At 73.0% G+C, this 24338-nt stretch carries 28 protein-coding genes; 21 read left to right on the top strand and 7 right to left on the bottom strand.

Annotated elements, in window-relative coordinates:
• Nucleotides 1–47 precede the first annotated feature (47 nt).
• The 3 genes from leuD (at nucleotide 48) to ACZ6X9_RS00745 (ending at nucleotide 1906) form a co-directional block, all read left to right on the top strand.
• Nucleotides 48–641 carry a 3-isopropylmalate dehydratase small subunit gene (gene leuD / locus ACZ6X9_RS00755; RefSeq protein ID WP_469775770.1) on the top strand — a complete coding sequence of 198 codons (594 nt, stop codon included), beginning with the start codon at nucleotides 48–50 and terminating at the stop codon, nucleotides 639–641.
• 214 nt (nucleotides 642–855) lie between these two features.
• Nucleotides 856–1101: an SCO5555 family protein gene (locus ACZ6X9_RS00750; RefSeq protein WP_436778644.1), complete on the top strand. Its 246-nt coding sequence runs from the start codon at nucleotides 856–858 to the stop codon at nucleotides 1099–1101.
• Nucleotides 1102–1222: 121 nt separating this feature from the next.
• Nucleotides 1223–1906 (top strand): HU family DNA-binding protein, encoded by a 684-nt coding sequence (locus ACZ6X9_RS00745; protein ID WP_469775769.1) that lies wholly within the window; start codon nucleotides 1223–1225, stop codon nucleotides 1904–1906.
• Between the two features lie 409 nt (nucleotides 1907–2315).
• Here the strand turns inward: ACZ6X9_RS00745 and ACZ6X9_RS00740 are convergent, their stop codons facing one another.
• Together ACZ6X9_RS00740 and cofC are read right to left on the bottom strand one after the other, a co-directional pair.
• Nucleotides 2316–2525 (bottom strand): hypothetical protein, encoded by a 210-nt coding sequence (locus ACZ6X9_RS00740; RefSeq protein WP_469775768.1) that lies wholly within the window; start codon nucleotides 2523–2525, stop codon nucleotides 2316–2318.
• Nucleotides 2526–2535: 10 nt separating this feature from the next.
• Nucleotides 2536–3216 (bottom strand): 2-phospho-L-lactate guanylyltransferase, encoded by a 681-nt coding sequence (cofC, locus tag ACZ6X9_RS00735; RefSeq protein WP_469775767.1) that lies wholly within the window; start codon nucleotides 3214–3216, stop codon nucleotides 2536–2538.
• Between the two features lie 240 nt (nucleotides 3217–3456).
• Between cofC and ACZ6X9_RS00730 the strand changes: the two genes are divergently transcribed.
• Genes ACZ6X9_RS00730 through ACZ6X9_RS00720 form a run of 3 tightly spaced genes read left to right on the top strand, consistent with a single transcriptional unit; the run spans nucleotide 3457 to nucleotide 6403 of the window.
• Nucleotides 3457–4224 (top strand): lysophospholipid acyltransferase family protein, encoded by a 768-nt coding sequence (locus tag ACZ6X9_RS00730; protein ID WP_469775766.1) that lies wholly within the window; start codon nucleotides 3457–3459, stop codon nucleotides 4222–4224.
• A complete protein-coding gene (locus ACZ6X9_RS00725) occupies nucleotides 4221–5219 on the top strand; it encodes an NAD(P)H-dependent glycerol-3-phosphate dehydrogenase (RefSeq protein ID WP_469775765.1) in 999 nt (332 codons plus the stop codon). The genes ACZ6X9_RS00730 and ACZ6X9_RS00725 overlap by 4 nt, the downstream gene beginning before the upstream one ends.
• A gap of 35 nt (nucleotides 5220–5254) precedes the next feature.
• Complete coding sequence (locus tag ACZ6X9_RS00720; protein ID WP_469775764.1) at nucleotides 5255–6403, top strand: D-alanine--D-alanine ligase family protein; 1149 nt, start codon at nucleotides 5255–5257, stop codon at nucleotides 6401–6403.
• Here ACZ6X9_RS00720 and ACZ6X9_RS00715 read toward each other — a convergent pair.
• Together ACZ6X9_RS00715 and ACZ6X9_RS00710 are read right to left on the bottom strand one after the other, a co-directional pair.
• Nucleotides 6400–6954 carry a DUF3515 domain-containing protein gene (locus ACZ6X9_RS00715; RefSeq protein WP_469775763.1) on the bottom strand — a complete coding sequence of 185 codons (555 nt, stop codon included), beginning with the start codon at nucleotides 6952–6954 and terminating at the stop codon, nucleotides 6400–6402. The two genes, ACZ6X9_RS00720 and ACZ6X9_RS00715, sit on opposite strands and share 4 nt — an antisense overlap.
• Nucleotides 6955–6973: 19 nt before the next feature.
• Complete coding sequence (locus tag ACZ6X9_RS00710; RefSeq protein ID WP_004942812.1) at nucleotides 6974–7207, bottom strand: Lrp/AsnC ligand binding domain-containing protein; 234 nt, start codon at nucleotides 7205–7207, stop codon at nucleotides 6974–6976.
• A gap of 155 nt (nucleotides 7208–7362) precedes the next feature.
• On the opposite strand from ACZ6X9_RS00710, the gene ACZ6X9_RS00705 reads away from it, so the two are divergent.
• Entirely contained in the window at nucleotides 7363–8346 is a 984-nt protein-coding gene (locus ACZ6X9_RS00705; RefSeq protein ID WP_185941270.1) for a thiamine-phosphate kinase, read from the top strand.
• A 21-nt stretch (nucleotides 8347–8367) separates the two neighbouring features.
• Nucleotides 8368–9156: a bifunctional hydroxymethylpyrimidine kinase/phosphomethylpyrimidine kinase gene (thiD, locus tag ACZ6X9_RS00700; protein ID WP_469775762.1), complete on the top strand. Its 789-nt coding sequence runs from the start codon at nucleotides 8368–8370 to the stop codon at nucleotides 9154–9156.
• Between the two features lie 287 nt (nucleotides 9157–9443).
• On the opposite strand, the gene rpmB is transcribed toward thiD, so the two are convergent.
• Nucleotides 9444–9629, bottom strand: a complete 186-nt coding sequence (rpmB, locus tag ACZ6X9_RS00695; protein ID WP_004942804.1) for a 50S ribosomal protein L28 — start codon at nucleotides 9627–9629, stop codon at nucleotides 9444–9446.
• Between the two features lie 288 nt (nucleotides 9630–9917).
• Here rpmB and ACZ6X9_RS00690 point away from each other — a divergent pair, with 288 nt between their 5' ends.
• From ACZ6X9_RS00690 to mutM, 10 genes are all read left to right on the top strand, one after another.
• On the top strand, nucleotides 9918–11561 hold the full coding sequence (locus ACZ6X9_RS00690) for a DAK2 domain-containing protein (protein WP_469775761.1): 1644 nt from the start codon (nucleotides 9918–9920) through the stop codon (nucleotides 11559–11561).
• 227 nt (nucleotides 11562–11788) lie between these two features.
• Entirely contained in the window at nucleotides 11789–13939 is a 2151-nt protein-coding gene (recG, locus tag ACZ6X9_RS00685; RefSeq protein ID WP_469776606.1) for an ATP-dependent DNA helicase RecG, read from the top strand.
• Nucleotides 13940–14047: 108 nt separating this feature from the next.
• Entirely contained in the window at nucleotides 14048–14494 is a 447-nt protein-coding gene (locus ACZ6X9_RS00680) for a cupin domain-containing protein (RefSeq protein ID WP_469775760.1), read from the top strand.
• Nucleotides 14495–14647: 153 nt separating this feature from the next.
• Nucleotides 14648–15256 (top strand): 16S rRNA (guanine(966)-N(2))-methyltransferase RsmD, encoded by a 609-nt coding sequence (gene rsmD, locus ACZ6X9_RS00675; protein WP_469775759.1) that lies wholly within the window; start codon nucleotides 14648–14650, stop codon nucleotides 15254–15256.
• Complete coding sequence (gene coaD, locus ACZ6X9_RS00670; protein WP_469775758.1) at nucleotides 15253–15765, top strand: pantetheine-phosphate adenylyltransferase; 513 nt, start codon at nucleotides 15253–15255, stop codon at nucleotides 15763–15765. The genes rsmD and coaD overlap by 4 nt, the downstream gene beginning before the upstream one ends.
• 131 nt (nucleotides 15766–15896) lie before the next feature.
• Complete coding sequence (locus tag ACZ6X9_RS00665; protein WP_469776605.1) at nucleotides 15897–17147, top strand: ATP synthase F0 subunit B; 1251 nt, start codon at nucleotides 15897–15899, stop codon at nucleotides 17145–17147.
• A gap of 241 nt (nucleotides 17148–17388) precedes the next feature.
• Nucleotides 17389–17985, top strand: coding sequence for a YceD family protein (locus ACZ6X9_RS00660; protein WP_469775757.1), 597 nt, complete (start codon nucleotides 17389–17391; stop codon nucleotides 17983–17985).
• A gap of 2 nt (nucleotides 17986–17987) precedes the next feature.
• Entirely contained in the window at nucleotides 17988–18161 is a 174-nt protein-coding gene (gene rpmF / locus ACZ6X9_RS00655; RefSeq protein WP_003951102.1) for a 50S ribosomal protein L32, read from the top strand.
• A gap of 19 nt (nucleotides 18162–18180) precedes the next feature.
• The gene (rnc, locus tag ACZ6X9_RS00650; protein ID WP_469775756.1) at nucleotides 18181–19161 is read left to right on the top strand and encodes a ribonuclease III; all 981 of its coding nucleotides are present in this window, start codon (nucleotides 18181–18183) and stop codon (nucleotides 19159–19161) included.
• 126 nt (nucleotides 19162–19287) lie between these two features.
• Nucleotides 19288–20160 (top strand): bifunctional DNA-formamidopyrimidine glycosylase/DNA-(apurinic or apyrimidinic site) lyase, encoded by an 873-nt coding sequence (gene mutM / locus ACZ6X9_RS00645; protein WP_469775755.1) that lies wholly within the window; start codon nucleotides 19288–19290, stop codon nucleotides 20158–20160.
• A 38-nt stretch (nucleotides 20161–20198) separates the two neighbouring features.
• Here the strand turns inward: mutM and ACZ6X9_RS00640 are convergent, their stop codons facing one another.
• Nucleotides 20199–20612: a winged helix-turn-helix transcriptional regulator gene (locus tag ACZ6X9_RS00640; protein WP_469775754.1), complete on the bottom strand. Its 414-nt coding sequence runs from the start codon at nucleotides 20610–20612 to the stop codon at nucleotides 20199–20201.
• A gap of 124 nt (nucleotides 20613–20736) precedes the next feature.
• On the opposite strand from ACZ6X9_RS00640, the gene ACZ6X9_RS00635 reads away from it, so the two are divergent.
• Nucleotides 20737–21330 (top strand): flavodoxin family protein, encoded by a 594-nt coding sequence (locus ACZ6X9_RS00635; RefSeq protein ID WP_469775753.1) that lies wholly within the window; start codon nucleotides 20737–20739, stop codon nucleotides 21328–21330.
• Between the two features lie 146 nt (nucleotides 21331–21476).
• On the opposite strand, the gene ACZ6X9_RS00630 is transcribed toward ACZ6X9_RS00635, so the two are convergent.
• Complete coding sequence (locus ACZ6X9_RS00630) at nucleotides 21477–22994, bottom strand: CAP domain-containing protein (RefSeq protein ID WP_469775752.1); 1518 nt, start codon at nucleotides 22992–22994, stop codon at nucleotides 21477–21479.
• A 162-nt stretch (nucleotides 22995–23156) separates the two neighbouring features.
• Here ACZ6X9_RS00630 and ACZ6X9_RS00625 point away from each other — a divergent pair, with 162 nt between their 5' ends.
• Nucleotides 23157–23438: an acylphosphatase gene (locus ACZ6X9_RS00625; protein WP_469775751.1), complete on the top strand. Its 282-nt coding sequence runs from the start codon at nucleotides 23157–23159 to the stop codon at nucleotides 23436–23438.
• Nucleotides 23439–23834: 396 nt separating this feature from the next.
• Nucleotides 23835–24041 carry a hypothetical protein gene (locus ACZ6X9_RS00620; RefSeq protein WP_004944922.1) on the top strand — a complete coding sequence of 69 codons (207 nt, stop codon included), beginning with the start codon at nucleotides 23835–23837 and terminating at the stop codon, nucleotides 24039–24041.
• Nucleotides 24042–24338 lie beyond the last annotated feature (297 nt).

Raw genomic sequence — 24338 nt, 5'->3', positions numbered from 1 at the left:
GCAGGGCACCCTACCCCAGCACTCCACCCAGGGAGGAAGAGCAGCTCATGGAAGCGTTCACCGCACACACCGGCCGGGCCGTGCCGCTGCGCCGCAGCAACGTGGACACCGACCAGATCATCCCGGCGCACTGGCTGAAGAAGGTCACCCGCGACGGCTTCGAGGACGGCCTCTTCGAGGCGTGGCGCAAGGACCCGGACTTCGTCCTCAACGAGCCCGCCCGCGCGGGCGCCTCGGTCCTGGTCGCCGGACCGGACTTCGGTACCGGCTCCTCCCGGGAGCACGCCGTCTGGGCGCTGCAGAACTTCGGCTTCAAGACCGTGATCTCCTCCCGGTTCGCGGACATCTTCCGGGGTAACTCGCTCAAGAACGGTCTGCTGACGGTCGTCCTGCCCCAGGAGACCGTCGAGCGGCTCTGGGAGCTGACCGAGGCCGACCCCTCGGCGGAGGTCACCGTGGACCTCGTCGCCCGCCAGGTACGGGCCGAGGGCATCACGGCCGATTTCAGCCTTGACGACAACGCCAGGTGGCGGTTGCTGGAGGGGCTGGACGACATCGGGCTGACCCTCCGGCACGAGTCCGCCATCACCGCCTTCGAGGCCCGCCGACCGTCCCACAAGCCGTCCACGGCCTTGGTCTGAGGCCCCTTCCGGGCGGGTTCCGGGCCGGAACCCGCCCGGTTCCGAGCCCGTTTTCCCGCCCGTTCGGCCCAGTCTCCCGGCCCCGGAACGACCCTCGATTTCCGCTGTTCACCCCAGGTTTGGCATGATGCGCCCCCTGTCTTCGGACAGGGGGCGCATCGCGTTGTTGAGGCCCTGTGAGGCGACAACTCGCCTCAGATGGCACAATCGGTGCATGGAACGCGGCAGCCAACTCGAGCTCTACCGGCTCGTCGCCGACCAACTCAAGGAAGCGCACTCCCGAGTGCGCGCACTGCAAGTCCCGGAGGGCGTACGGATGGCGCTGTCCCGGAAGCTGCTGGCCATCACGGCCGCGGCGAAGCACGATCTCTCAGGCGCGGCAATGCGCCTGGACCGGCTGATGAAGGACCTCGACGAGGGCCGTTTCCCTTCAGAGCGCGGCACCGACGGAACTCCGTGATGGGTCGGGTTCGTTGCGGCACAAGGGTGATTAGACCGTTTCGTGTTTGATTTGCGGTATATATCTGCCTAACGTGCGAAAAGGCTGGAACAATTCCAGCAATGTCTCCGAAGGGGAAGACGTGAACAAGGCGCAGCTCGTTGAAGCCATTGCCGACAAGCTCGGCGGCCGTCAGCAGGCCGCTGACGCCGTCGACGCGGTACTCGACGCGATCGTCCGTGCCGTTGTCGCCGGCGACCGGGTCTCGGTCACCGGCTTCGGCTCGTTCGAGAAGGTCGACCGCCCGGCCCGTTACGCCCGCAACCCGCAGACCGGCGAGCGCGTCCGGGTCAAGAAGACCTCGGTGCCCCGCTTCCGCGCCGGTCAGGGCTTCAAGGACCTGGTGAGCGGCTCGAAGAAGCTGCCCAAGGGCGGCGAGGTCGCGGTGAAGAAGGCGCCCAAGGGCAGCCTTTCCGGTGGCAAGGCCACCACGAAGGCCGCGGCCAAGAAGGCCACCGCCAAGAAGACGGCCGCCAAGAAGGCGACCACGGCCAAGAAGGCGACCACCGCCACGAAGGCCACTCCCGCCAAGAAGACCACCACGGCGGCGAAGAAGACCACGGCGAAGAAGACCGCCCCCGCGACGAAGGCGGCGGCGAAGAAGGCGACGCCGGCGAAGAAGACCGCCACCGCCACCGCGGCCAAGAAGACCACGGCGAAGAAGACCGCGCCGGCGGCGAAGAAGGCCACGGCGACCAAGGCGCCCGCGCGCAAGACCACGGCGCGCAAGACCACCGCCAAGAAGACCGCGGCCAAGAAGAAGTAAAAAGCCGCTGACGGCGTCACGCGCCGGGCCGGGCTCCCTTCGGGGAGCCCGGCCCGCGGTGCGTCCGCCTCCGGCGGGGCGGCGGACGGAAGGACGCTCGCGCCGCGCCCGCCGGCTCGCGGGAGCGGCTGTGCGCCCGCTGGGACCCGTATCCGCCCGAAGGGGCATCCCCTGGACGCCGGAGCCGCCGGGGGAGTTCGGATCGGCCCCCTGGGCCCGGGAAGCGCGCGAAAGCCCCGAGGGGGGCGCCGGAGCCCGTTCCTCCGGAAGTCCGGGCCGGTTCGCCGTGGGAACGGCCGGCGTCCCCTGAACGCCCGGCCCGGCCCGGCGTCTCGACGCCCGCGGCGCGCCCGGCGCCCGAGAGAGCCGGGAGGCCCGGGACGGAGCCGGGAACCCTGAGGGCCCGGGCTCAGAAGGTCTGGAGCGTCACCAACGTCACACGCCGCGGCTCCGGCCCGTCCGCCTCCGCGCACTCGATCCGCACCCGCTGCCCCGGCCGCAACAGCCGCAACCCGCCCGCGTCAAACGCCGCGGCGTCGAACGGCACCGGCGTGCCGTCGTCGAGGAGAACGCTGCCGCAGCGGGTCTCGGGGTCGTAGGTGTACGCGGTGGCCTGCATGCCGGAGAGCCTAGTCCGTCACCGTGCCGGCGGCCCCCCGCGCCGGACCGGTCGCCGCCCAGGCCCCGGCGACGGCGGCCGTGCGCGGCCCCACGCCCAGCGCCAGCGCGGCCCGCAGATCCGCCACGGTGTCGACGTCACGCCGTACGGAATCCACTCCCGACAGCCCGATTTCCCGCGCCCCCGACGCCCGGTGCCGGGCGCGCGAACGGCCCTCGAACGCCGGCGCCAAAAGCATTCCGGGCGCCGCGGCCAAGAGCGTCGTCCCGATTCCCTCGGCATCCGCGAGAAATGCGCGCGGGAATTCCGACGCCGAATCGAGCACCCGCCCGAGTTCCGCCGCCCGCAGTGCCGGAAGATCCGCGTTCAGCGTCGCCACGCCCGAGTGCGGGCGGTGGGAGCGGACCGTCCGGGCCCCGTGCGCGAGGGCCGCGTTGATGCCCCCGCCGCCCGCCGGTTCGGCCACCGTCCGGGCACCGGCGGCGGTCAGTTCCGCCCCGGCCAGCGGGTCGTCGGTGACGACCACCACATCGCGGACCGCCGCGCAGGAGAGCGCCGCCTCCACCGTGTCCAGCGCGAAGGCCAGCGCCAGCGCGGGCCGGTCCGCACCGGAACCCGCGCCCACGGCCGCCGCCAGCCGGCTCTTGGCCCGCGCCAGCGGCTTCAACGGCACCACCAGCGTCCAGCGCACGGCACTCCCTCTCTCCTCCACCCGGGGCCACCCGGGTTCGCCCCGGCCGCCACCCGCCCCTGCCGGGCCCATTGTCGCCCCCGGCCGCGCGCCCCCGCTCCGGGAGTCCGGCCGCTGCCACCGGAGGGGCACGGGGTTACGGTGTTCTCGACAGACCGGGTACCTGGCGCCACACTTGTCCGGCCCCGGGAGAGCAGCAGGCCCGCGGTAGCTTCCAGGTCCCAAGAGAAGGGTGTACGGGTGTCCCGCCACAGAATCGGCTTCTGGTACCGCTTTACGGCGGTGTTGGCCAAACCGCCGCTCGTGATTCTGTTCAAGCGGGAGTGGCGCGGAATGGAGCACATTCCCGCCGACGGCGGCTTCATCACCGCCATCAACCACAACTCGTACCTGGACCCGCTGGCCTACGCCCACTTCCAGTACAACACCGGGCGCGTCCCCCGCTTCCTCGCCAAGGCCGGCCTCTTCCGCAACGGTTTCGTCGGCACCCTGCTGCGCGGCACCGGACAGATTCCCGTCTACCGCGAGAGCACCGACGCGGCCAACGCGTTCCGGGCCGCCGTCGACGCCATCAACAAGGGCGAGTGCGTGGCCTTCTACCCCGAGGGCACCCTGACCCGCGACCCCGACCTGTGGCCCATGGAGGGCAAGACCGGCGCCGCCCGCGTCGCCCTGCTCACCAAGGCACCCGTCATCCCGGTCGCCCAGTGGGGCGCCCACGAGGCCATGCCGCCCTACGCCAAGGAGAAGAAGCTCCGCCTCTTCCCCCGCAAGACCCTCCGGGTGCTGGCCGGCCCGCCCGTGGACCTGAGCGAATTCCACGACAAGGAGCCGACCGCCGAGGTACTCCGCGCGGTCACCGAGAAGATCATGGCCGCGATCACCGAACTCCTCGCCGAGCTCCGCGGCGAACCGGCCCCCGCCGAGCCGTACACCCTCAAGAAGGCCCGGGCCGCCGCTGCCGCCCGCCGCCGGTCGGAGACCGCCCGCCAGGAGGACGCCAAGTGACCCGCTGCGCCGTCTTCGGCACCGGATCGTGGGGCACCGCCTTCGCGATGATCCTCGCGGACGCCGGCTGCGAGGTGACCATGTGGGGCCGCCGCGAGGCCGTCGTGGACGCCGTCAACAAGGGCGCCAACCCGGACTACTTCCCCGGTGTCGAACTGCCCTCCGCCGTCCGGGCCACCACCGACCCCGCCGAGGCCGCCGCCGGGGCCGCGTTCACCGTGCTGGCCGTGCCGTCCCAGACGCTGCGCGGCAACCTCGCAGCCTGGAAGCCCCTGCTGGCCGACGGCACCGTGCTGGTCTCCCTGATGAAGGGCGTCGAACTCGGCACCGCCAAGCGGATGAGCGAGGTCATCGAGGAGGTCGCCGGGGTCTCGCCGGACCGCGTCGCCGTCCTCACGGGCCCCAACCTGGCCAAGGAGATCGCCGCCCGGCAGCCCGCCGCCGCCGTCGTCGCCTGCCGCGACGAGGAGGTCGCCAAGCGCCTCCAGACCGCCTGCCACACCGCGTACTTCCGCCCCTACACCAACACCGACGTGGTCGGCTGTGAACTCGGCGGCGCCGTCAAGAACGTCATCGCGCTCGCGGTCGGCATCGCCGACGGCATGGGCCTGGGCGACAACGCCAAGGCGTCCCTCATCACCCGCGGCCTCGCCGAGACCACCCGCCTCGGGCTGGCGATGGGCGCCGACGCGCACACCTTCGCCGGGCTCGCCGGGATGGGCGACCTCGTCGCCACCTGCTCCTCGCCGCTCTCCCGCAACAACACCTTCGGCCGCAACCTGGGCCGCGGACTGAGCCTGGCGGAGACCATCGCCGTCACCAAGCAGACGGCGGAGGGCGTCAAGTCCTGCGAGTCCGTGCTCGATCTGGCGCGAAGGCACCATGTCGACATGCCGATCACGGAGACCGTGGTGGGCATCGTCCACGAGGGCAAGCCGCCCATGGTCGCCCTGAAGGAGCTGATGGCGCGCAGCGCCAAGCCGGAGCGGCACTGAGATCCGGCGGGGCCACCAGGTAGTCTCAACGCGATATGAGCAGCGAGAACCCCACCCAGAGCCCCGGCCGCAAGCCGCGCGTCGCGGTCGTCTTCGGCGGCCGCAGTTCCGAGCACGCCATCTCCGTGGTCACCGCCGGAGCGGTGCTGCGCGCCATCGACCGCACCAAGTACGACGTGCTGCCGATCGGCATTACGCAGGACGGCCGTTGGGCGCTGACCACCGACGATCCCGAGCGGATGGCCATCTCCGGCCGCACGCTGCCCAGCGTCGACCGGCTCGCCGAGTCGCCGGAGGGCGAGGTCGTGCTGCCCGTCGCGCCCGCCAACCGCGAGATCGTCTACACCGAGCCCGGCTCGGTGCCCAAGGCGCTCGGCGAGGTCGATGTGGTCTTCCCGATGCTGCACGGCCCCTACGGGGAGGACGGCACGCTCCAGGGCATGCTGGACCTCGCCGGCATCCCCTACGTGGGCGCCGGCGTCCTCGCCTCGGCCGTCGGCCAGGACAAGGAGTACATGAAGCGGATCTTCATCTCCTACGGGCTGTCCGTCGGCCCCTACGAGGTGATCCGTCCGCGCGAGTGGGAGAACGACCGCGAGGCCGCCCGCCGCAAGATCCTGGGCTTCGCCGACGAGCACGGCTGGCCGCTCTTCGTGAAGCCCGCCCGCGCCGGCTCGTCCATCGGCATCACCAAGGTGGACGACGCCTCGGGCCTGGACGAGGCCCTCGAGGAGGCCCGCCGCCACGACCCCAAGATCCTGGTCGAGGCGCTGCTGCGCGGCCGGGAGATCGAGTGCGGGGTCCTGGAGTTCGAGGACGGCCCGCGCGCCAGCGTGCCCGCCGAGATCCCGCCGGTCGAGGCGCACTCCTTCTACGACTTCGAGGCCAAGTACATCGACTCCGCCTCCGGCATCGTCCCCGCGCCGCTCACCGAGGAGCAGACCCGCCGGGTCCAGGAGCTGGCCGTCCAGGCGTTCGAGGCCGTCTCCTGCGAGGGCCTGGTCCGCGCGGACTTCTTCCTCACCGAGGACGGCGAGTTCGTCATCAACGAGATCAACACCATGCCGGGCTTCACGCCCATCTCCATGTACCCGCGCATGTGGCAGGAGAGCGGCGTCGAGTACCCGGAGCTGGTCGACCGACTCCTCCAGGCCGCGCTGCGCCGCTCCACGGGCCTGCGCTAGGGGGTTTTCGGAGCGGGGGAGTCGTCCGGGTCGTCGGACGGCACCGCCTTCCGGACGGCGGCGGCGAGATCGACGAGCACACTGATGTCGCCGCCGTCGCCGACCACCTTCTTCGGCAGCGTCACCTCGATGTACACCGGCCGCAGGGGAGTGGTGCAGCGGATGCTCCCGTCCGACAGCCGCTCGGGGGACCACTTCACCCCGTCGACGTCCACCGACTGCGTCCGCTCGTCCTCGAAGATCTTCGGCCGCGGCACCCCGCAGCGCAGCTCGATCCACGGGCCGTCGCCCCAGGCGGCGGTGAAGTCCGAGACGGGATCGGTGGCGTGGCGCTTCAGCCCGCCCACCTCGTCCGGCAACTCCTTCCGCAGCGCCCGGCAGAGCCCGGCCTGCCGCGCGGCGGGGGTGGGCACCGACGGACGCGGCGCGTCCTCCGTCGCCGAGCAGGCGACGGCCGCGCCCAGCAGGGCCGCCGTGACGGACAGGGCGGCCCGCCGGCGCGGCCGGACGAGCGGGGCTGAACGGGCTGAACGGGCGGGCACAGTGCTCACCGGCCGAGCATACGAGGGGCTACAGGTGGACGACCGGGCAGGTCAGGGTCCGGGTGATGCCCTCCACCTGCTGCACCTTGGCGACCACCATCCGGCCGAGCGCGTCCACGGTGTCGGCCTGAGCGCGGACGATGACGTCGTAGGGACCCGTCACGTCCTCGGCCTGGATCACGCCGTTGATCTTCGAGATGACTTCGGCCACGGTCGACGCCTTGCCGACCTCGGTCTGGATCAGGATGTACGCCTGTACCACGGAACCTCCAGGGCGGCTTCGAGGATCATGTGGGGAGAAGAGACGCCACCGTACCGCGCCGCCGCACGGCACGGGGAGACCCGCGCCACCTGCGCGGCGCGCGGTTCCTCGGGAACCGCGAGACCACAGCACCGGATACTCCGAGGAGGAGCGCAGTGAAAGGCACCGTCGGCGAGTTGGGGGAGTTCGGCCTCATCAGGGAGCTGACCTCCCGGCTCACCACCACCCCGGCCGTCCGGCTCGGACCGGGCGACGACGCCGCGGTGGTCGCAGCGCCCGACCGGAGGGTCGTGGCCAGCACGGACGTGCTCCTGGAGGGACGGCACTTCCGCCGCGACTGGTCCACCGCCTACGACGTGGGCCGCAAGGCCGCCGCCCAGAACCTCGCCGACATCGCCGCCATGGGCGCCGTGCCGACCGCCGTCCTGCTCGCCCTCGTCGTCCCGGCCGAACTCCCCGCCACCTGGCCGGTGGAGCTCATGGACGGGATCCGCGACGAATGCCAGGTCGCCGGAGCCGCGGTGGTCGGCGGGGACGTGGTACGCGGCGAGACCATCACCGTGTCCATCACGGCCCTCGGCGACCTCCGCAACCACGAACCCGTCATGCGCTCCGGCGCGCAGCCGGGCGACGTCGTCGCCGTCACCGGCTGGCTCGGCTGGTCGGCGGCCGGACTCGCCGTCCTCTCCCGGGGCTTCCGCTCCCCCCGCGCCTTCGTCGAGGCGCACCGCCGCCCCGAACCCCCCTACCACGCGGGCCCGGCCGCCGCCTCGCTCGGCGCCACGTCCATGACCGACGTCAGCGACGGACTGATCGCCGACCTCGGGCACATCGCCGAGGCCAGCAAGGTCCGGATCGACCTGCACACCGCGGCGATCGACGTGCCCACCCAGATGTCCGACATCGGGCAGGCCGTCGGCGTCGACCCCCTCCAGTGGGTGCTCACCGGCGGCGAGGACCACGCCATCGTCGCCACCTTCCCGCCGGACGTGAAACTGCCCGCCCGCTGGAAGGTGATCGGCGAAGTGGTCAACCCCTCCGCCCTGCCCCAGGTGACCGTCGACGGCGCGCCCTGGGAGCGGGCGGGCGGCTGGGACCACTTCGGCGACGAGGACCTGCCGGAGGCGGAGGAGGACTGAGGGGCGCGTAGGTTGGTGCTCATGCCGATACCTCCGCGCGTGCTGACCGTCGCCGGCTCCGACTCCGGCGGCGGCGCCGGCATCCAGGCCGACCTCAAGACGATGCTCGCCCTGGGGACGCACGGCATGAGCGTCCTCACCGCCGTCACCGCCCAGAACTCCCGCGGCGTACAGGGCGCCTGGCCGCTGCCCGCGGAGGCGGTACGGGCCCAGTACCGCAGCGTCGTCGACGACATCGGCGTCCAGGCGGTCAAGACCGGGATGCTGGCGTCCGCGGAGCTGGTGGAGACCGTCGCCGAGTTGCTGACGGAGGTCGGGGCGCCCGTCGTCGTCGACCCGGTGGGCGTCTCCAAACACGGCGATCCGCTGCTCGCCGCGTCGGCGCTCGACGCGCTGCGGCTGAAGCTGCTGCCGCTGGCGACCGTCGCCACGCCCAACCTCGACGAGACGGCGTGGCTCACGGGCGTCCGCGTCACCGGCGAGGGCGATCTCCGGCGGGCCGCCGACGCCCTGCTGGCCTTCGGCCCGCGCTGGGTCCTCGTCAAGGGCGGCCATCTGCCCGGCGACGCGGTCGATCTCCTCACCGACGGCACGTCGGAGCACCTGCTGCGCGCTCCGCGCCACGACAACCGGCATACGCACGGGACGGGGTGCACGCTCGCGAGCGCGATCGCTTGCGGGCTCGCGAAGGGGCTTCCGGTGCCGGACGCGGTGTCGGCGGCGAAGGAGTACGTCACCGGGGCGATCGCTGCCGGTTTCCCGCTGGGGGAGGGGATCGGGCCGGTGGATCACGGGTGGGCACTGCGCTGAGTCCGCCTGCGGCGGGCTGGTGCCCCGGTCCCTCCCTTTCACCGTTTCCTGGGGGCAAGCCCCCAGACCCCCTGATCGCGGCTTCGCCGCTCGTCCTCAAGCGCCGGACGGGCTGATTCAGCCCGTCCGGCGCTTGAGGACAGCGCCCGCAGGGCGCTTCGGGGGGTGCGGGGGCTCGCCCCCGCAGGAAACGGTGAAAGGGAGGGACCGGGGCACAGCAAAAAGCCGGCCCCCCGCAGGGGGCCGGCTTTCAGCAACCGGAAAGGGCTGCGCGTGGCGCGAAGCCGCTAGCGCGAGACCTTGCCGGCCTTGATGCACGAGGTGCAGACGTTGAGCCGCTTCGGCGTCGCCCCGACCTTCGCACGCACCCGCTGGATGTTGGGGTTCCAACGGCGGGAGGTACGGCGGTGCGAGTGCGAGATGTTGTTGCCGAAGCCCGGCCCCTTGCCGCAGACGTCGCAGTTGGCAGCCACGGGTTACTCCAAAGACGGGTCACCCTCGCTCACGCGAGGACGACAGGCACGTACGGTGAATCCCTGCGTGCCGAGATCTCAGAGAGTGACCGGCAGTGTCAGGGGGATGACCTGACTCTCGTCAGGCAACCGGAGCAGCATACAACGACCGCTCCAGGACAACGAAACTACCATGACCGGCCCGTATCCCGCCCGGCCGGCCCGGTGGAGCGGCCCGCACGACTACTGTGCCCACGGGTCACCGCCCACCGCCACCGCCGCCCGCCGCTCCCCGAGGAGGACCTTCAGGTGCCGCATCCGCTCGACGCCGCCGCGGTACGCGCCTGGTGTGCTCTGGCGCTCGACGCGCTCGGCCGGGCCCGCGAGGAGATCGACGCGATCAACGTGTATCCCGTGGCCGACGGGGATACCGGGACCAACCTCTACCTGACCGTCGAGTCCGCGGGCCGCGCGGTGGAGGCCGTCTTCGAGGCGCATGCCACCGCGGGGCCGGACGCCCGGCCAGGCCTGTCCGAGGCGGTGCGGGCGATGGCGCACGGGGCTCTGATCGGCGCCCGGGGCAATTCCGGCACGATCCTGGCGCAACTGTTCCGGGGCATGGCGGAGGTCCTCACGGAGTGCGGTCCGAGTGACCGGAGTCACCTGCTGCCCCGCGCCCTGCGCCGCGCCGTCGACTCCGCGTACGAGGGCGTCGCGCGGCCGGTCGAGGGCACCGTGCTGACCGTGGCCGCCGCCGCCGCCGACGCGGCCGCCCGTACCGAGGGCGACGCCGCGGCCGTGGCCCGCGCGGCGCACACCGCCGCCCGTACCGCCCTGGCGGCCACCCCCGGCCAACTGGAGGCGCTCGGCCGGGCAGGAGTGGTGGACGCCGGCGGCCGGGGCCTGGTGGAGGTCCTGGGGGCGCTCTCGGCGGCCCTGGAGGGAGGCACCGCGCCGGCCGGCCGCCCGGCCAGGACGGCCGCCGCCCGCGCCGTCCGGCCCGTCGAGGCCTGCCCGGCCCCCGAGACCCCCTCCGGCACGGGCCCCGCCTTCGAGGTGATCTACCTGCTGGAGGCGGACGACGCCGCTGTCGCCCGGCTCCGTGCCCGGCTGGACGCGCTGGGGGAGTCGCTCGTCGTCGTGGGCGGCGACGGCCTCTGGAACGTGCACGTCCACGTGGACGACGCGGGGGCCGCCGTCGAGGCCGGCGTCGACGCCGGACGTCCGTACCGCATCCGCGTCACCCACTTCGGCGCCGCCGCCGAGGAGCGCACCCGCGCCCCCGAACGCGTCCAGCGGGCCGTCGTGGCGGTCGTCCCCGGCGAGGGGCTGGCCGCCCTGTGCGCCGAGGCCGGCGCGGCCGTCGTGCCCGTCCGGGCCGGCGAACCGCCCGCCAGCGGCGAACTCGTCGAGGCGGTGCGGCGCGCGCACGCCCGCGAGGTCGTCCTCCTGCCCAACGACCCGGATCTGCGGCACACCGCCGCCGCGGCGGCCGAGCAGGCCCGCGCCGAGGGGGTCAGGGTCGCCCTCATCCCCACCCGCTCCCCGGTCCAGGGCGTCGCCGCGCTCGCCGTCCACGAACCCGGCCGCCGGTTCGACGAGGACGTCGTCGCCATGACCTCCGCCGCCGGCGCCACCCGCTACGCGGAACTGACCGTCGCCGAGAGCCGGTCCTGGACCACGGTGGGCGTCTGCCAGGCCGGCGACGTGCTCGGGCTGATCGACGGGGACGTCGCCGTCATCGGCGCCGACCTGGCCGCGACCGCCGCCACGGTGCTGGACCGGATGCTCGCGGCCGGCGGCGAACTGGTCACCCTCGTCGTCGCCGACGACGTCCCGCCCGGCTTCGCCGAGGGGCTGGAGCGGCACGTCCGCGGCGGCCACCTCGCCGTGGACACCGTCGTCTACCGGGGCGGTCGGCAGCCGGCGCCCCTGCTCATCGGCGTCGAGTAGCCGGTCCCCGCGCCCCCGGGAGGCCACCGGATGCCCGGCGTTGTCAGTGGTGTGGTGTGCAATGGGACCGTGCCCGCGCTCGACACAGCGGCCCCCGGGGCGCTCCCGGACCCCTGCCCGGAAACGACTCGGACGGCCCGGAGCGCCGCCCGGAGAACGGCCTGGAGAACCCCGTGCAGCTCGATCAGCCCCTGAAGAAGATCCTCGGCGGCACCACCGCGAAGGTGATGGCCGAGCACCTCGGCCTGCACACCGCCGGGGACCTCCTGCACCACTACCCGCGCCGCTACGCCGAGCGCGGCGAGCTCACCCGCCTCGCCGACCTGCCGCTCGACGAGCACGTCACGGTCGTCGCCCAGGTCGCCAAGGCCGCCATGAAGACCTTCAACCAGGGCCGCGGCGTCCGGCTCGAAGTCGTCGTCACCGACGGCAGCGGCGCACTGACCCTCGTCTTCTTCGGGCGCGGCGCCTACGCGCGCGAGAAGGAGCTCGTCCCCGGCCGCCGCGGCATGTTCGCCGGCAAGGTGTCGCTGTTCAACCGCACCCGGCAACTGCTCCACCCCGACTACGAGCTGCTCGACCGCGACAGCGGCGCGGACGCCGCCGCCGACTTCGCGAACCGGCTGCTGCCCCTCTACCCGGCCTGCAAGCAGTTCCAGTCCTGGAAGCTCACCAAGGCCGTGGACACCCTCCTCGACCTCTTCGAGGCCGACGGCTGGCGCGGTCTCGTCGATCCGCTGCCGCCCGCACTCCGCGAGGGCCGCGGCCTCGCCGAGCTGCCGGACGCCTTCCGCAAGGTCCACCGGCCGCGCACCAAGGCCGACATCGAGGACGCCCGCGCCCGCCTCAAGTGGGACGAGGCGTTCGTCCTCCAGGTGGCCCTCGCCCGCCGCCGGCACGCCGAGACCCAGCTCCCGGCCGTCGCCCGCAAGACCGTCCCCGGCGGCCTCCTCGACGCCTTCGACGCGAAGCTGCCGTTCACCCTCACCGACGGCCAGCGCACCGTCTCCGCCGAGATCTTCGACGACCTGGCCACCGAACACCCCATGCACCGGCTGCTCCAGGGCGAGGTCGGATCCGGGAAGACGATGGTCGCCCTGCGCGCCATGCTCGCCGTCGTGGACGCGGGCGGGCAGGCGGCGATGCTGGCGCCCACCGAGGTGCTGGCACAGCAACACCACCGGTCGGTCACCGAGATGATGGGCGAGCTCGCCGAGGGCGGCCTGCTCGGCGGCGCCGACCAGGGCACCAAGGTCGTCCTCCTCACCGGCTCCATGGGCGCCCCGGCCCGCCGCCGCGCCCTGCTGGACCTGGCCACGGGCGAGGCCGGGATCGTGATCGGCACCCATGCCCTGATCGAGGACAAGGTCCGGTTCCACGATCTGGGGCTGGTCGTGGTGGACGAGCAGCACCGCTTCGGCGTCGAGCAGCGGGACGCCCTGCGGTCGAAGGGCAAGCAGCCACCGCACCTGCTGGTGATGACGGCCACCCCGATCCCCCGCACGGTGGCCATGACCGTCTTCGGCGACCTGGAGACGTCCGTCCTGGACCAGCTCCCCGCCGGCCGCTCGCCCATCGCCACCCACGTCGTCCCCGCCAAGGACAAGCCGCACTTCCTGTCCCGTGCCTGGGAGCGGGTGCGCGAGGAGGTGGAGGGCGGCCACCAGGCGTACGTGGTGTGCCCGCGCATCGGGGACGAGGAGGAGGGCGGCGCCAAGGGCGGGAGGAAGCAGGGTGCGGACGGGCCTGACGACCCCGAGAAGCGCCCGCCGCTCGCCGTCCTCGACATCGCCGCGGGGTTGGCGAAGGGGCCGCTGGCGGGCCTGCGTGTGGAGGTGCTGCACGGGCGGATGCAGCCCGACGCCAAGGACGACGTCATGCGCCGCTTCGCCGCCGGCGAGGTGGACGTCCTGGTGGCCACCACCGTGATCGAGGTGGGCGTGAACGTGCCCAACTCCACCGTCATGGTGATCATGGACGCCGACCGGTTCGGCGTCTCGCAGTTGCACCAGCTCCGCGGCCGGGTCGGCCGCGGCTCCGCCCCGGGCCTGTGCCTGCTGGTCACCGAGGCCGGCGAGGCGAGCCCCGCCCGGGCCCGGCTGGGCGCGGTCGCGAGCACCCTGGACGGCTTCGAGCTCTCCCGCATCGACCTCGAACAGCGCCGCGAGGGCGACGTGCTCGGCCAGGCCCAGTCCGGCGTCCGGTCCTCCCTCCGGATGCTCACCGTCATCGACGACGAGGAGGTCATCGCCGCCGCCCGCGACGAGGCGGCGGCCGTGGTGGCCGCGGATCCGGAGCTGGAGTCCCTTCCGGAGCTCCGCACGGCCCTGGACGCCCTGCTGGACGAGGAGCGGGAGCGGTACCTCGACAAGGGCTGATCCGGCGGTTGTTGCCGTTCCCGCAACGAAGGTTGCCCGTCCGACCGGGCCCGCCGCAGCCTGAGGACCGGCCGAAAGGGCCGGACGAACACCTCAGGGAGGCGGGCCATGACCATGCGGGAGAACACCGCGACCACACCGGGCGTCGGCGGGGACGGGAAGCCGAACGACCGCGTTCACCTCGTCCGCGCCGGCGAACTCGACGGTCACGCCGCCCTCAGCGGCCACACCGTCGGCTCGAAGAGGCTCTGGATGGGCCTGGTGGAGAACCCGCCGCTGAGCGCCACCGACAACCACCACCACGGCGCCTCGGAGGCCGGTGTCTACGTGGTCAGCGGCCACCCGGTGTTCGTCTTCCACGACGGCACCGGGGAGGTGCGGATCACCGCGGGCCCGGGCGACTTCCTCCTCGTCCCGCCGTTCGTCCCGCACCGGGAGGAGAACCCCTCCGCGGACGAGCCCGTGGTCGTCGTGATCGCGCGCACCACACAGGAGCCGATCAAGGTCTCGGTGCCGGAGCTCTACCGGCTCACGGAGCTCCCGGCGGGCGGCTGACACGGGGGCTCGGCGGCCGGCCGGGCGTCCGGGGGAGGGGGCGGCGGGAGCGCGGGGCGGACGCGCCCGGGGCGGGCCCCCGGGGCACGGCCTACGCTGAGGGCAGCGGCGAACCCCCGCCGCCCTCCGCCCGCACCGAAGGACCCGAGCCCCATGACCCGCGTGATCGCCGGAACCGCCGGCGGACGCCGCCTCGCCGTACCGCCCGGCACCGGTACCCGCCCGACCTCCGACCGGGCGCGCGAGGGCCTGTTCTCCACCTGGACGGCCCTGCTCGGCCCGCTGGACGGGACCCGCGTCCTCGACCTGTACGGCGGATCGGGCGCCGTCGGCCTGGAGGCGCTGTCGCGCGGCGCGGCGCACGCGCTGCTGGTCGAGGCCGACGCCCGGGCCGCGAAGACCATCCGGGACAACGTCAGGACCGTCGGCCTGCCGGGCGCCGAGGTGCGCACCGGCCGGGCCGAGCAGATCGTGACCGGCCCCGCCCCGGACGCCCCCTACGACATCGTCTTCCTCGACCCGCCCTACGTGGTCACCGATGACGAACTCCGCGAGATCCTGCTCACACTCCGCACCGGCGGCTGGCTCGCCGAGGACGCTCTGGTCACCGTCGAGCGCGCCACCCGGGGCGGCACGTTCCGGTGGCCGGAGGGCTTCGAGGGGCTGAGGGCCCGTCGCTACGGCGAGGGAACCCTTTGGTACGGTCGCGCCGCCTCGGCGTGCATCACCGACACCGCTCCGCGCACGTCACGCACGCCATGAACGCACCGGAGAGCGAGGAACCACCGTTGTTGCGCCGCGCCGTCTGTCCGGGGTCGTTCGACCCCGTCACCAATGGACACCTCGACATCATCGCCCGCGCTTCCAAGCTGTACGACGTCGTGCACGTGGGCGTGATGATCAACAAATCGAAACAGGGCCTCTTCACGGTGGACGAGCGGATAGACCTGCTCCGCCGGGTCACCGCCGAGTACGGGAATGTAGAGGTGGAGTCCTTCCACGGGCTCCTCGTCGACTTCTGCAAGGAGCGCGGCATCCCGGCCATCGTCAAGGGCCTGCGGGCGGTCAGCGACTTCGACTACGAGCTCCAGATGGCCCAGATGAACAACGGCCTCTCGGGCGTCGAGACCCTGTTCGTCCCCACCAACCCCACCTACAGCTTCCTCTCCTCCAGCCTGGTCAAGGAGGTCGCCGCCTGGGGCGGCGACGTCTCCCACCTGGTACCGCCGGCCGTGCTGGACGCCCTCACCGAGCGCCTCGCGCGCACCTGACCCGGCACCGGGATCCGGCACCGGCCCGCCACCCGGAACTGACGACTCGTCAGTAGCCGCCGGAGGGCCCCCGGCGGCCGTACAGTCGTGGCGTCCGTACCGTCGTCCGGGAGAGAGTGGCGAGCGCCAAGGTGGACGTCCAGAAGAAGCTCGACGAGATCGTCGCGACGGTCGCCGGGGCCCGTTCGCTGCCGATGTCCGCGTCCTGCGTGGTCAACCGGGCCGAACTGCTCGGCCTCCTGGAGGAGGTGCGGGCGGCCCTGCCGGACTCCCTCGCGCAGGCCCGGGAGCTGATCGGCGGCCGGGAGCGGCTGGTGGCCGACGCCCGCGAGGAGGCCGAGCGGATCATCGAGTCCGCGCGCGCCCAGCGCGGCTCCCTGATCTCCGACACCGAGGTCGCCCGGGAGTCCCGCGAGGAGGCCGACCGCATCCTCGCGGAGGCCCGCCGGGAGGCCGCCGAGATCCGCGCCCAGGCCGACGACTACGTGGACGGCAAGCTCGCCAACTTCGAGGTCGTCCTCACCAAGACCCGCGGCTCGGTCGAGCGCGGCCGGGAGAAACTGCTCGGCCTCGGCGACGGCCGTGAGGCCGAGGACCCCGACGCCCCCGCGCGCAGCGGCGACCCCGCCACCCAGCGGCAGAACGCCGACGCGTACGTCGACGCCAAGCTCACGGCCGTCTCGGCGGTGCTGGCCAAGACGCTGGAAGCGGTCGGCCGCGGCCGGGAGAAGCTGCTCGGCGCCCGCCCGGCGGACGAGCTGGGCGCCCATCTGGCCGCGCAGGACGCCGCCCGGGACGGCCGCCCGGCCGAGCGCCCCGCCACGGACGCCGACTTCCTGGCCGAGCTCGCCGCCCACCCGGCCCCGGCCGCCACCGGGTCCGACTGGGCCGCCCACCGGGAGCCGGCCGCCGCGTACCCGCGGGCGGACGCCCCGGCGGCGGCGCGGGAGACCGGGCACCAGACCGGCTACGGCTGGCAGCCGTACCCGGGTCAGGCGGATCCGTACGCGGCCGGCGGCGGCCACACCGGGCAGGACGCGGGGTACGGCTGGCCGGTCCAGGACGCGGGCCAGGGGTACGGCCACGGGTACGGGCAGGGCTATGAGCAGGGATACGGGCAGGAACAGGGGTACGGCCAGGAACAGGGGTACGACCAGGCGCAGGATCAGGGCCACGGTCCGGAGCACGCGCACGGCCACGGCCGGGGAGGGCACGCCCAGGACCACGGCCGGGGCTACCCGGCCCACTCCCGGCAGGACGCCCCGGTGGAAGGCGTGGTCGTCGTCCCCCCACAGGGCGGTGGCGCCCTCGACGAGACCAGCTTCTTCGACACGAGCATGATCGACCTGGAGCAGCTCCGGCGCTACGAGCAAGGGCGCTGAGCCGGTCCCGGCCGCTCTCGCGGGCGGTCCGGGACCGGGTCCGAAGTCGGTGCGGAAGGCACGATTGGGCCAGGGGCGGACCGTCCAGTATCCTGACTGTTCGGTCGCGCGTACATTCGCGATCCCGGCTGCCCGCGGCGTGGCGTACGAGTGTCGTACGGCATGCGGACACGGGCCGCCTTCGCCGCAGCGTAGAAAGCAGGAAGCCCTGAACGCCCGCCTCGATCACCGTTCCCCCCTCGTGTTCGACACGCACGAGCTGGGCCGGCGTCCCGGTGCGCTGAAGCGGCTCTCCCGCTCGATCCCGGCCCCCGCCGATCTCGGCATCGAGGTCATCGGGGTCGCCGAGGGCGCGACCGTGGAGCTCGACCTCCGACTGGAGTCGGTCATGGAAGGGGTGCTCGTCACAGGCACCGCCCGTGCACCGCTCACCGGGGAGTGCGTAAGGTGTCTGGAGCCGCTGGAGCGAGAGCTCGAGACGGACTTCCAGGAGATGTACTCCTACCCCGACGCCGACAGCCGGAACCGCCCCGTGGCGGAACCGGAGGACGACGCCGAGGACGAGGAGGACACGCTCTTCCTCGAGGGCGACCTGTTCGACCTCGAACCCGTGCTGCGTGACGCGGTGGTGCTCGCACTGCCGCTGCAGCCGGTGTGCCGGGAGGACTGCCCGGGCCTGTGCTCCGAATGCGGGGCGCGGCTCGCGGAAGACCCCGACCACCACCATGACGTCCACGACATTCGGTGGGCGGCACTGCAGGGACTCGCCGTATCCGACCAGGACGGCGAGATGGACAACGCACCCCGGTCCGCCGGGGATGACTCACAGGAGAAGTAGCCGTGGCTGTTCCGAAGCGGAAGATGTCGCGCAGCAACACGCGCCACCGCCGGTCGCAGTGGAAGGCTGCGGTCCCCACCCTGGTGGCGTGCGAGCGCTGCCACGAGCCGAAGCAGCAGCACATCGCGTGCCCGAGCTGCGGCACCTACAACAAGCGCCAGGTCCTCGAGGTCTGATCGGCGGGTGACAGGCTCCATGTCAGACGCCAATACGCCGTCCCGCGGACGCGGGACAGGATCCGGACCGGCGCCACAGGACGCAGCCTCGTCTCACACGCTTCTGGAAGGGCGGCTCGGGTACAGACTCGAGACCGCCCTTCTGGTGCGTGCGCTGACCCACCGCTCCTACGCCTACGAGAACGGCGGTCTGCCCACCAACGAGCGGCTGGAGTTCCTCGGTGACTCCGTCCTCGGCCTGGTGGTCACGGACACGCTGTACCGCATCCACCCCGACCTGCCCGAGGGCCAACTGGCCAAACTGCGGGCCGCGGTGGTCAACTCTCGGGCGCTGGCGGAGGTGGGACGCGGTCTCGACCTGGGTTCCTTCATCCGGCTCGGCCGGGGTGAAGAGGGGACCGGTGGCCGTGACAAAGCCTCCATCCTCGCCGACACCCTGGAAGCGGTGATCGGCGCCGTCTACCTCGACCAGGGGCTCGACGCCGCCGCCGAACTGGTGCACCGGCTCTTCGACCCGCTGATCGAGAAGTCCTCGAACCTCGGCGCCGGCCTGGACTGGAAGACCAGCCTCCAGGAGCTCACGGCGACGGAGGGACTGGGCGTGCCCGAGTACCTCGTCACCGAGACGGGTCCGGACCACGAGAAGACCTTCACGGCTGCTGCCCGCGTCGGTGGTGTCGAGTACGGCACCGGCACCGGCCGCAGCAAGAAGGAAGCCGAGCAGCAGGCGGCCGAGTCCGCCTGGCGCGCCATCCACGGTGCGGCGGAAGCCCGGGCCAAGGCCGCCGAGGCCGAACGGACCGGGAAGGCCGAGAAGACCGAGAAGGCCGCCGCGAAGGCGGAGAAGGCCGCGAAGACGGAGAAGTCCGTCCAGCGGGAGACGGCCGTCAAGGCCGACGGGACGGTACCCGCCCCGACCGAGCCCGCGTCCGCGCGGGACGAGGTCGTGGACGGGGACACCGATCCCACGGCAGGCGGGGCACAGCCCGCCGCGCAGTGAATCACCGGCCGGCCCGGGGCGCTTACCCACGCCCCGGGCCGGCCGTTTCCCGTCCCCCGCGGGGTGGCGGAGGAGACCGTTCCCGGACGATCGCGTTCCCGGGAGAACCGTTCCCGGAGGAGCGCCGTGCCCGAACTGCCCGAGGTCGAGGTCGTCCGGCGCGGGCTGGCGGCCTGGGTGTGCGGCCGTACCGTCGCCTCGGTCGAGGTCCGGCACCCCCGGGCCGTCCGCCGGCACCTCGCCGGCGCCGCCGACTTCGCCGCGCAGCTCACCGGGGAGCGCCTGGGCCTCGCGCGGCGCCGGGGCAAGTACCTGTGGCTGCCGCTGGAGGACCCCGCCGGGCCGGGCCGGGCCGTCCTCGCCCACCTGGGCATGAGCGGCCAGCTCCTGGTACAGCCGGAGGGCGCGCGGGACGAGAAGCACCTGCGGGTGCGGCTCCGCTTCGCCGACGACGCGGGCACCGAGCTGCGCTTCGTCGACCAGCGCACCTTCGGCGGGCTCTCGCTGCACGACACCGTGCCCGGCAGCGACGACGCGCTCCCCGACGTGATCTCCCACATCGCCCGGGACCCGCTGGACCTGGCCTTCGACGAGGCCGCCTTCCACGCCGCGCTGCGCCGGCGCCGCACCACGGTGAAGCGCGCCCTGCTCGACCAGTCGCTGATCAGCGGGGTCGGGAACATCTACGCGGACGAGGCGCTGTGGCGCTCGCGGCTGCACTTCGACCGGCCGACGGCCACACTGACCCGCCCCCGCACGGCCGAACTGCTCACCCATGTCCGCGAGGTCATGACCGAGGCGCTCGCCGTCGGCGGCACCAGCTTCGACAGCCTCTACGTCAACGTCAACGGCGAATCGGGCTACTTCGACCGCTCGCTCGACGCCTACGGGCGGGAGCACGAGCCGTGCCGGCGCTGCGGCACGGCCATGCGCCGCAGCCCCTGGATGAACCGGTCGAGCTACTTCTGCCCGCGCTGCCAGCGCCCGCCGCGGATCTGAGCCTCCGGGGACGGGGGTGGGCTCCGGCCGGCGCCGCGTCAGGCGCGTTCCGCGTCGTACCGCGCCCGCGCCGCCTCGATGTCGTCCTGCCGCTCCTGCACCAGCTCGATCACGGCCATCAGCCGTTCGGCGATCTCCTCGCCCAGTGGCGTCAGGCAGTAGTCCACCCGCGGCGGGTTGGTCGGCTGTGCCGTGCGGTGCACCAGGCCGTCCCGCTCCAGGGCCTGCAGCGTCTGGGACAGCATCTTCTCGCTGACGCCCTCGACCCGCCGGCGCAGCTCGTTGAAGCGCAGGGTGTTCTCCCGCAGGGCGGTGAGCGCGAGCGTGCCCCAGCGGCCGGTGATGTCGCTCAGCGTCTCCCGGGACGGGCAGTCGCGCGCGTAGACGCTGAACGCGAGCGCCTCGGTACAGGTCATCTTCCTGCTCGGTGCTGCGGTGCCGTCGGTCGCCATGGTTTCAGCGTACTCCTCCACAGCGCTCACTTCAGGGTTGCGCTTACGAAAAGTTAGTGCTTTCCTTTGGTCATCGATCCGACCCCCCATGACGGATCGCCCGACTTCCCTCAGGAGACCCGCCATGAGCGCACCCACCGCCCCCGTCGTCTCGATCGCCTTCCACTCCGGCTACGGCCACACCGCCGTCCTCGCCGAGGCGGTCCGCGCCGGCGCCGCCGAAGCCGGCGCGACCGTCCACGTGATCGAGGTCGACAAGATCACCGACGAGCAGTGGGCCCTGCTCGACGCCTCCGACGCGATCGTCTTCGGTTCGCCGACCTACATGGGCACCGCCTCGGGCGCCTTCCACGGCTTCGCCGAGGCGACCGCCAAGCGCTGGTTCACCAACGCCTGGCGCGACAAGCTCGCCGCCGGCTTCACCAACTCCGGTTCCAAGAGCGGCGACAAGCTGCACACCCTCCAGTTCTTCACCGTCCTCGCCGGCCAGCACGGCATGCACTGGGTGAGCCTCGGTCTGCACCCGGGCTGGAACACCTCCGAGGCCTCGGAGAACGACCTCAACCGCCTTGGCTTCTTCCTCGGCGCGGGGGCGCAGACCAACAACGACCAGGGCCCCGAGGCCGTGCACAAGGCCGACATCGAGACGGCCGCGCACCTCGGCCGCCGGGTCGCCGAGCAGGCCCGCGTCTTCGTGGCCGGCCGCGCCGCCCTCTGATCCGCACCGCCCCGCAGCCGCCGGTGGGCGGGCCGCGGACCCCGGAAACCGGGGCCCCGGCCCGCCTGCCGGCGTTCTCCGTAACCAGGCGGGCTGCCCGGCGGGGTATCCGACGGAGTGTCCGGCGGGGTGTCCGGCGGGCGTCCTCAGTACCCGAAGTCCTGCGTCCACCACGGGCCGCCCGCGCCGTGCCGGACGCCGACGCCGAGGGTCCGGTAGTCGCAGTTGAGGATGTTCTGCCGGTGTCCCGCGCTGCGCATCCAGGCGTCGACCACCGCGTGCGCGTCGGCATGCCCCCGGGCGATGTTCTCGCCGCCCAGGTTCCTGACGCCGTGCCGGGCCGCCCGGTCCCAGGGGGAGTGGCCGTCCGGATCGGTGTGGTCGAAGAAACCGCGCCGCGCCATGTCCTCGCTCAGCGACTGGGCGAGCGAGGTGAGCCGTGCGTCCGCACGCAGCGGACGGCAACCGACCTTCAGCCGCTCGGCGTTGACCAGGGCGACGACCGTGCGCGCCGCGGCGCCCCGGGTGTCCGCGGCGAGGTCCGCCGAGGTCCGCGCCCTCGTCTCCGCGACGTGGTCGGCGGCATGGCCGACGGTATGGTCGGCCCGCAGCCGGGCGGACGCCGGGGCGGAGTCCGCCCGCTCCGCCCGTTCCGCCCGGGCGGGGGCGTCCCGTACCGCGTCGGACCGGTGCGCGCCGACCGTGATCCGGGCCGCGGTGGAGCCGGGGACGGTGACGGAGGCCGTCGCCGCCGACGCCGCGGCGGACGAGGCGGCCGCGGCGGTGACTCCCGGGGCTCCCGGAATTCCCGTGACCGTCGGGATCGTCGAGGTCGCGGTGTCCGCCATGTCCGCGACGGCCGCCGGGCGTCCGGCGGAGGTCCGTGCGACGGCCTGGACCAGCGTGCGGGCGCTCGCATGGTCGTACGCCGTGCCGACGGCCGTCCCCGGCCGGGCCACCGGGACGGTCGGGCCGGTGTGCCCGGCCGCCGGCGGCTGCCCGGGCCGGGCACCGGGCGGCACCTCGATCGGGGCGTCGGCCCGGACCTGGCCGCCGGGGACCCCGCCCCGCCCGCCCCCACTGCTGTCGCCGACGGTCAGCGGATTGCCGGGCAGCAGACCGGAGACCATGGCCACGGCCCCCATGGCCACGGCGGCCGAAGCGCCGAGCAGCCCGGTCCGGGCCGGGCCCTTTGCCTTCGGCGGCCGGACGGCCCCGCCGCCGACACCACCCCCGACGCCGCCGGCGGCCCCGGCGGTGCCCTTCGCGGGGGAGCCCCGGCCGGGTTTCCGCCCCTTGCGCGGCGCCTTTCCTTCCTGCCGGGCCGTTTCCGCGGGCTGTTTCTCCGCCCGCTTCTCCGGCCGCTTCTCCTGCCGCTTTTCCGGTCGTGCCCGGCCGTCCCCCTGCGGCGCGCCCCCGTGCTCGGCCCGGCGCGGACCGCGGTGCCGGCCGGGGCTGCCCGGACGGGCCGCCTCGGGCACGGGACCGGGCGCCTCGGCGACCGGTGGGGGGACCGCCACCGGGAGGGGGATGGTGGGCGCCTCGTCCGGGTCGTACGGAACAGGCGTCGTAGTCGTCACGGCCGTCCCGGCCGGTTCGGCCGTCTCGCTCGTCAGGGGATCCCTGGCCGCCCGGGGACTCGCTGTCGCTTCTTCGGAGGTCACGGGGGCAGAGCGTCGATGGCGACCCATCCGCTGCCTTCCTTGGGTGCTCGGCGTCACGTGGGATGTCACTCGTACGGGCTAGTCCTTTTCGAGGCGCGACCTTACGGCACGGCATGAGGGGTCGAAGTGCCGCTTATCTAATTGGCCGGTTAGCGTGCAGACATGAACGACTGTGTCCGTCTCACCGCCTGGGTTCGTGGTCATGTGCAGGGTGTGGGTTTCCGCTGGTTCACCCGGGAGAACGCCTTGCGCATCGGAGGTCTGATCGGTTTCGCCTCGAACCTCGCCGACGGCAGGGTCCAGGTGGTGGCCGAGGGTCCGCGCGAGGCGTGCGAGGGGCTGCTCGACTGGCTGCGGAGCGGGGACACGCCCGGACGCGTGGACGGCGTCACCGAGATCTGGGCCACACCGCGGGGCGGATACGACGGCTTCGAGATGCGCTGACCGGGTACCGCCGGAAGGGGGGAACAAGGCGAAACGGGAAAGACTCGGACGCGCGTTTATATGCCATTGGCATATGCACCTCAGGGATATTGCCTGATGGTTGCCAAGAGGGCCCCGCCATGGAAGGCTGCACCCCAACGGATGATCTCCCCGCCCTCCGGGCCCGGTCAGGCAAAGGCGCCGCGCATTCACCCGCCGCGCACCCCCGGGACGCCCGTCGATACGCGGTGTGATCGTGTTGACCGTCAAACCATTTGGTGAGACTCTGGAAGCCCCGCGCACCTTAGCTGTTTGGCATGGAAGACACGAGCAAGAGCGAAGCCAAGCACCGCGGGTGCGAATCCCTCACGACCCACACCGCTTAGGTCGGTCACTCAGTGTGGAGGACCATCCATCATGGCAAAGGCGCTTCTCGGTTACGTCGGCGGCTCCGACCCCCGAGTCCTCTCCGAGATGCGGCGGCTTCAGCAGCGAGTCCAGGACCTGGAATCCGAGCTCATCCGGATGCAGGCCGAGAACGACGCGCTGTCTGCCGCCGCTCACCGCGGTGACTCGCTGCTCGACAGCATCGACGTTTCCAAGGCGGAGCCTGCGCTCGCCTGACCGCGTCGGCCCCGCCCCGGGGGCCTGGTCGGGCTGCACTGTCAGCCGCTCGAGAATCTGCAAGGGACGCTTCGGCGTCCCTTCGTCGTAGTACCCGCCTTCGCCGGTGGCTCCCACCGGCCGGCCGCTCCGTTCCCTGGGCGTCCCCCGTCGTTCCGACCGTCGTCCACTGGCGTTCGCCCCCCGTCCCGTACCGCAACTGTGCCCTCCCCGTTCCTGGGCGAAACCACGGCCCGCGGATCGCGTCGCGGCGCGCCAACGGCCCGCGCGGGCCCGGAACGGCGCAGGACAGGACGG

The sequence above is a fragment of the Streptomyces sp. NPDC052910 genome (genome assembly GCF_055585605.1).
The sequence above is the reverse complement of the archived record's forward strand: the minus strand, read 5'-3'. Positions and strand labels throughout refer to the sequence as shown.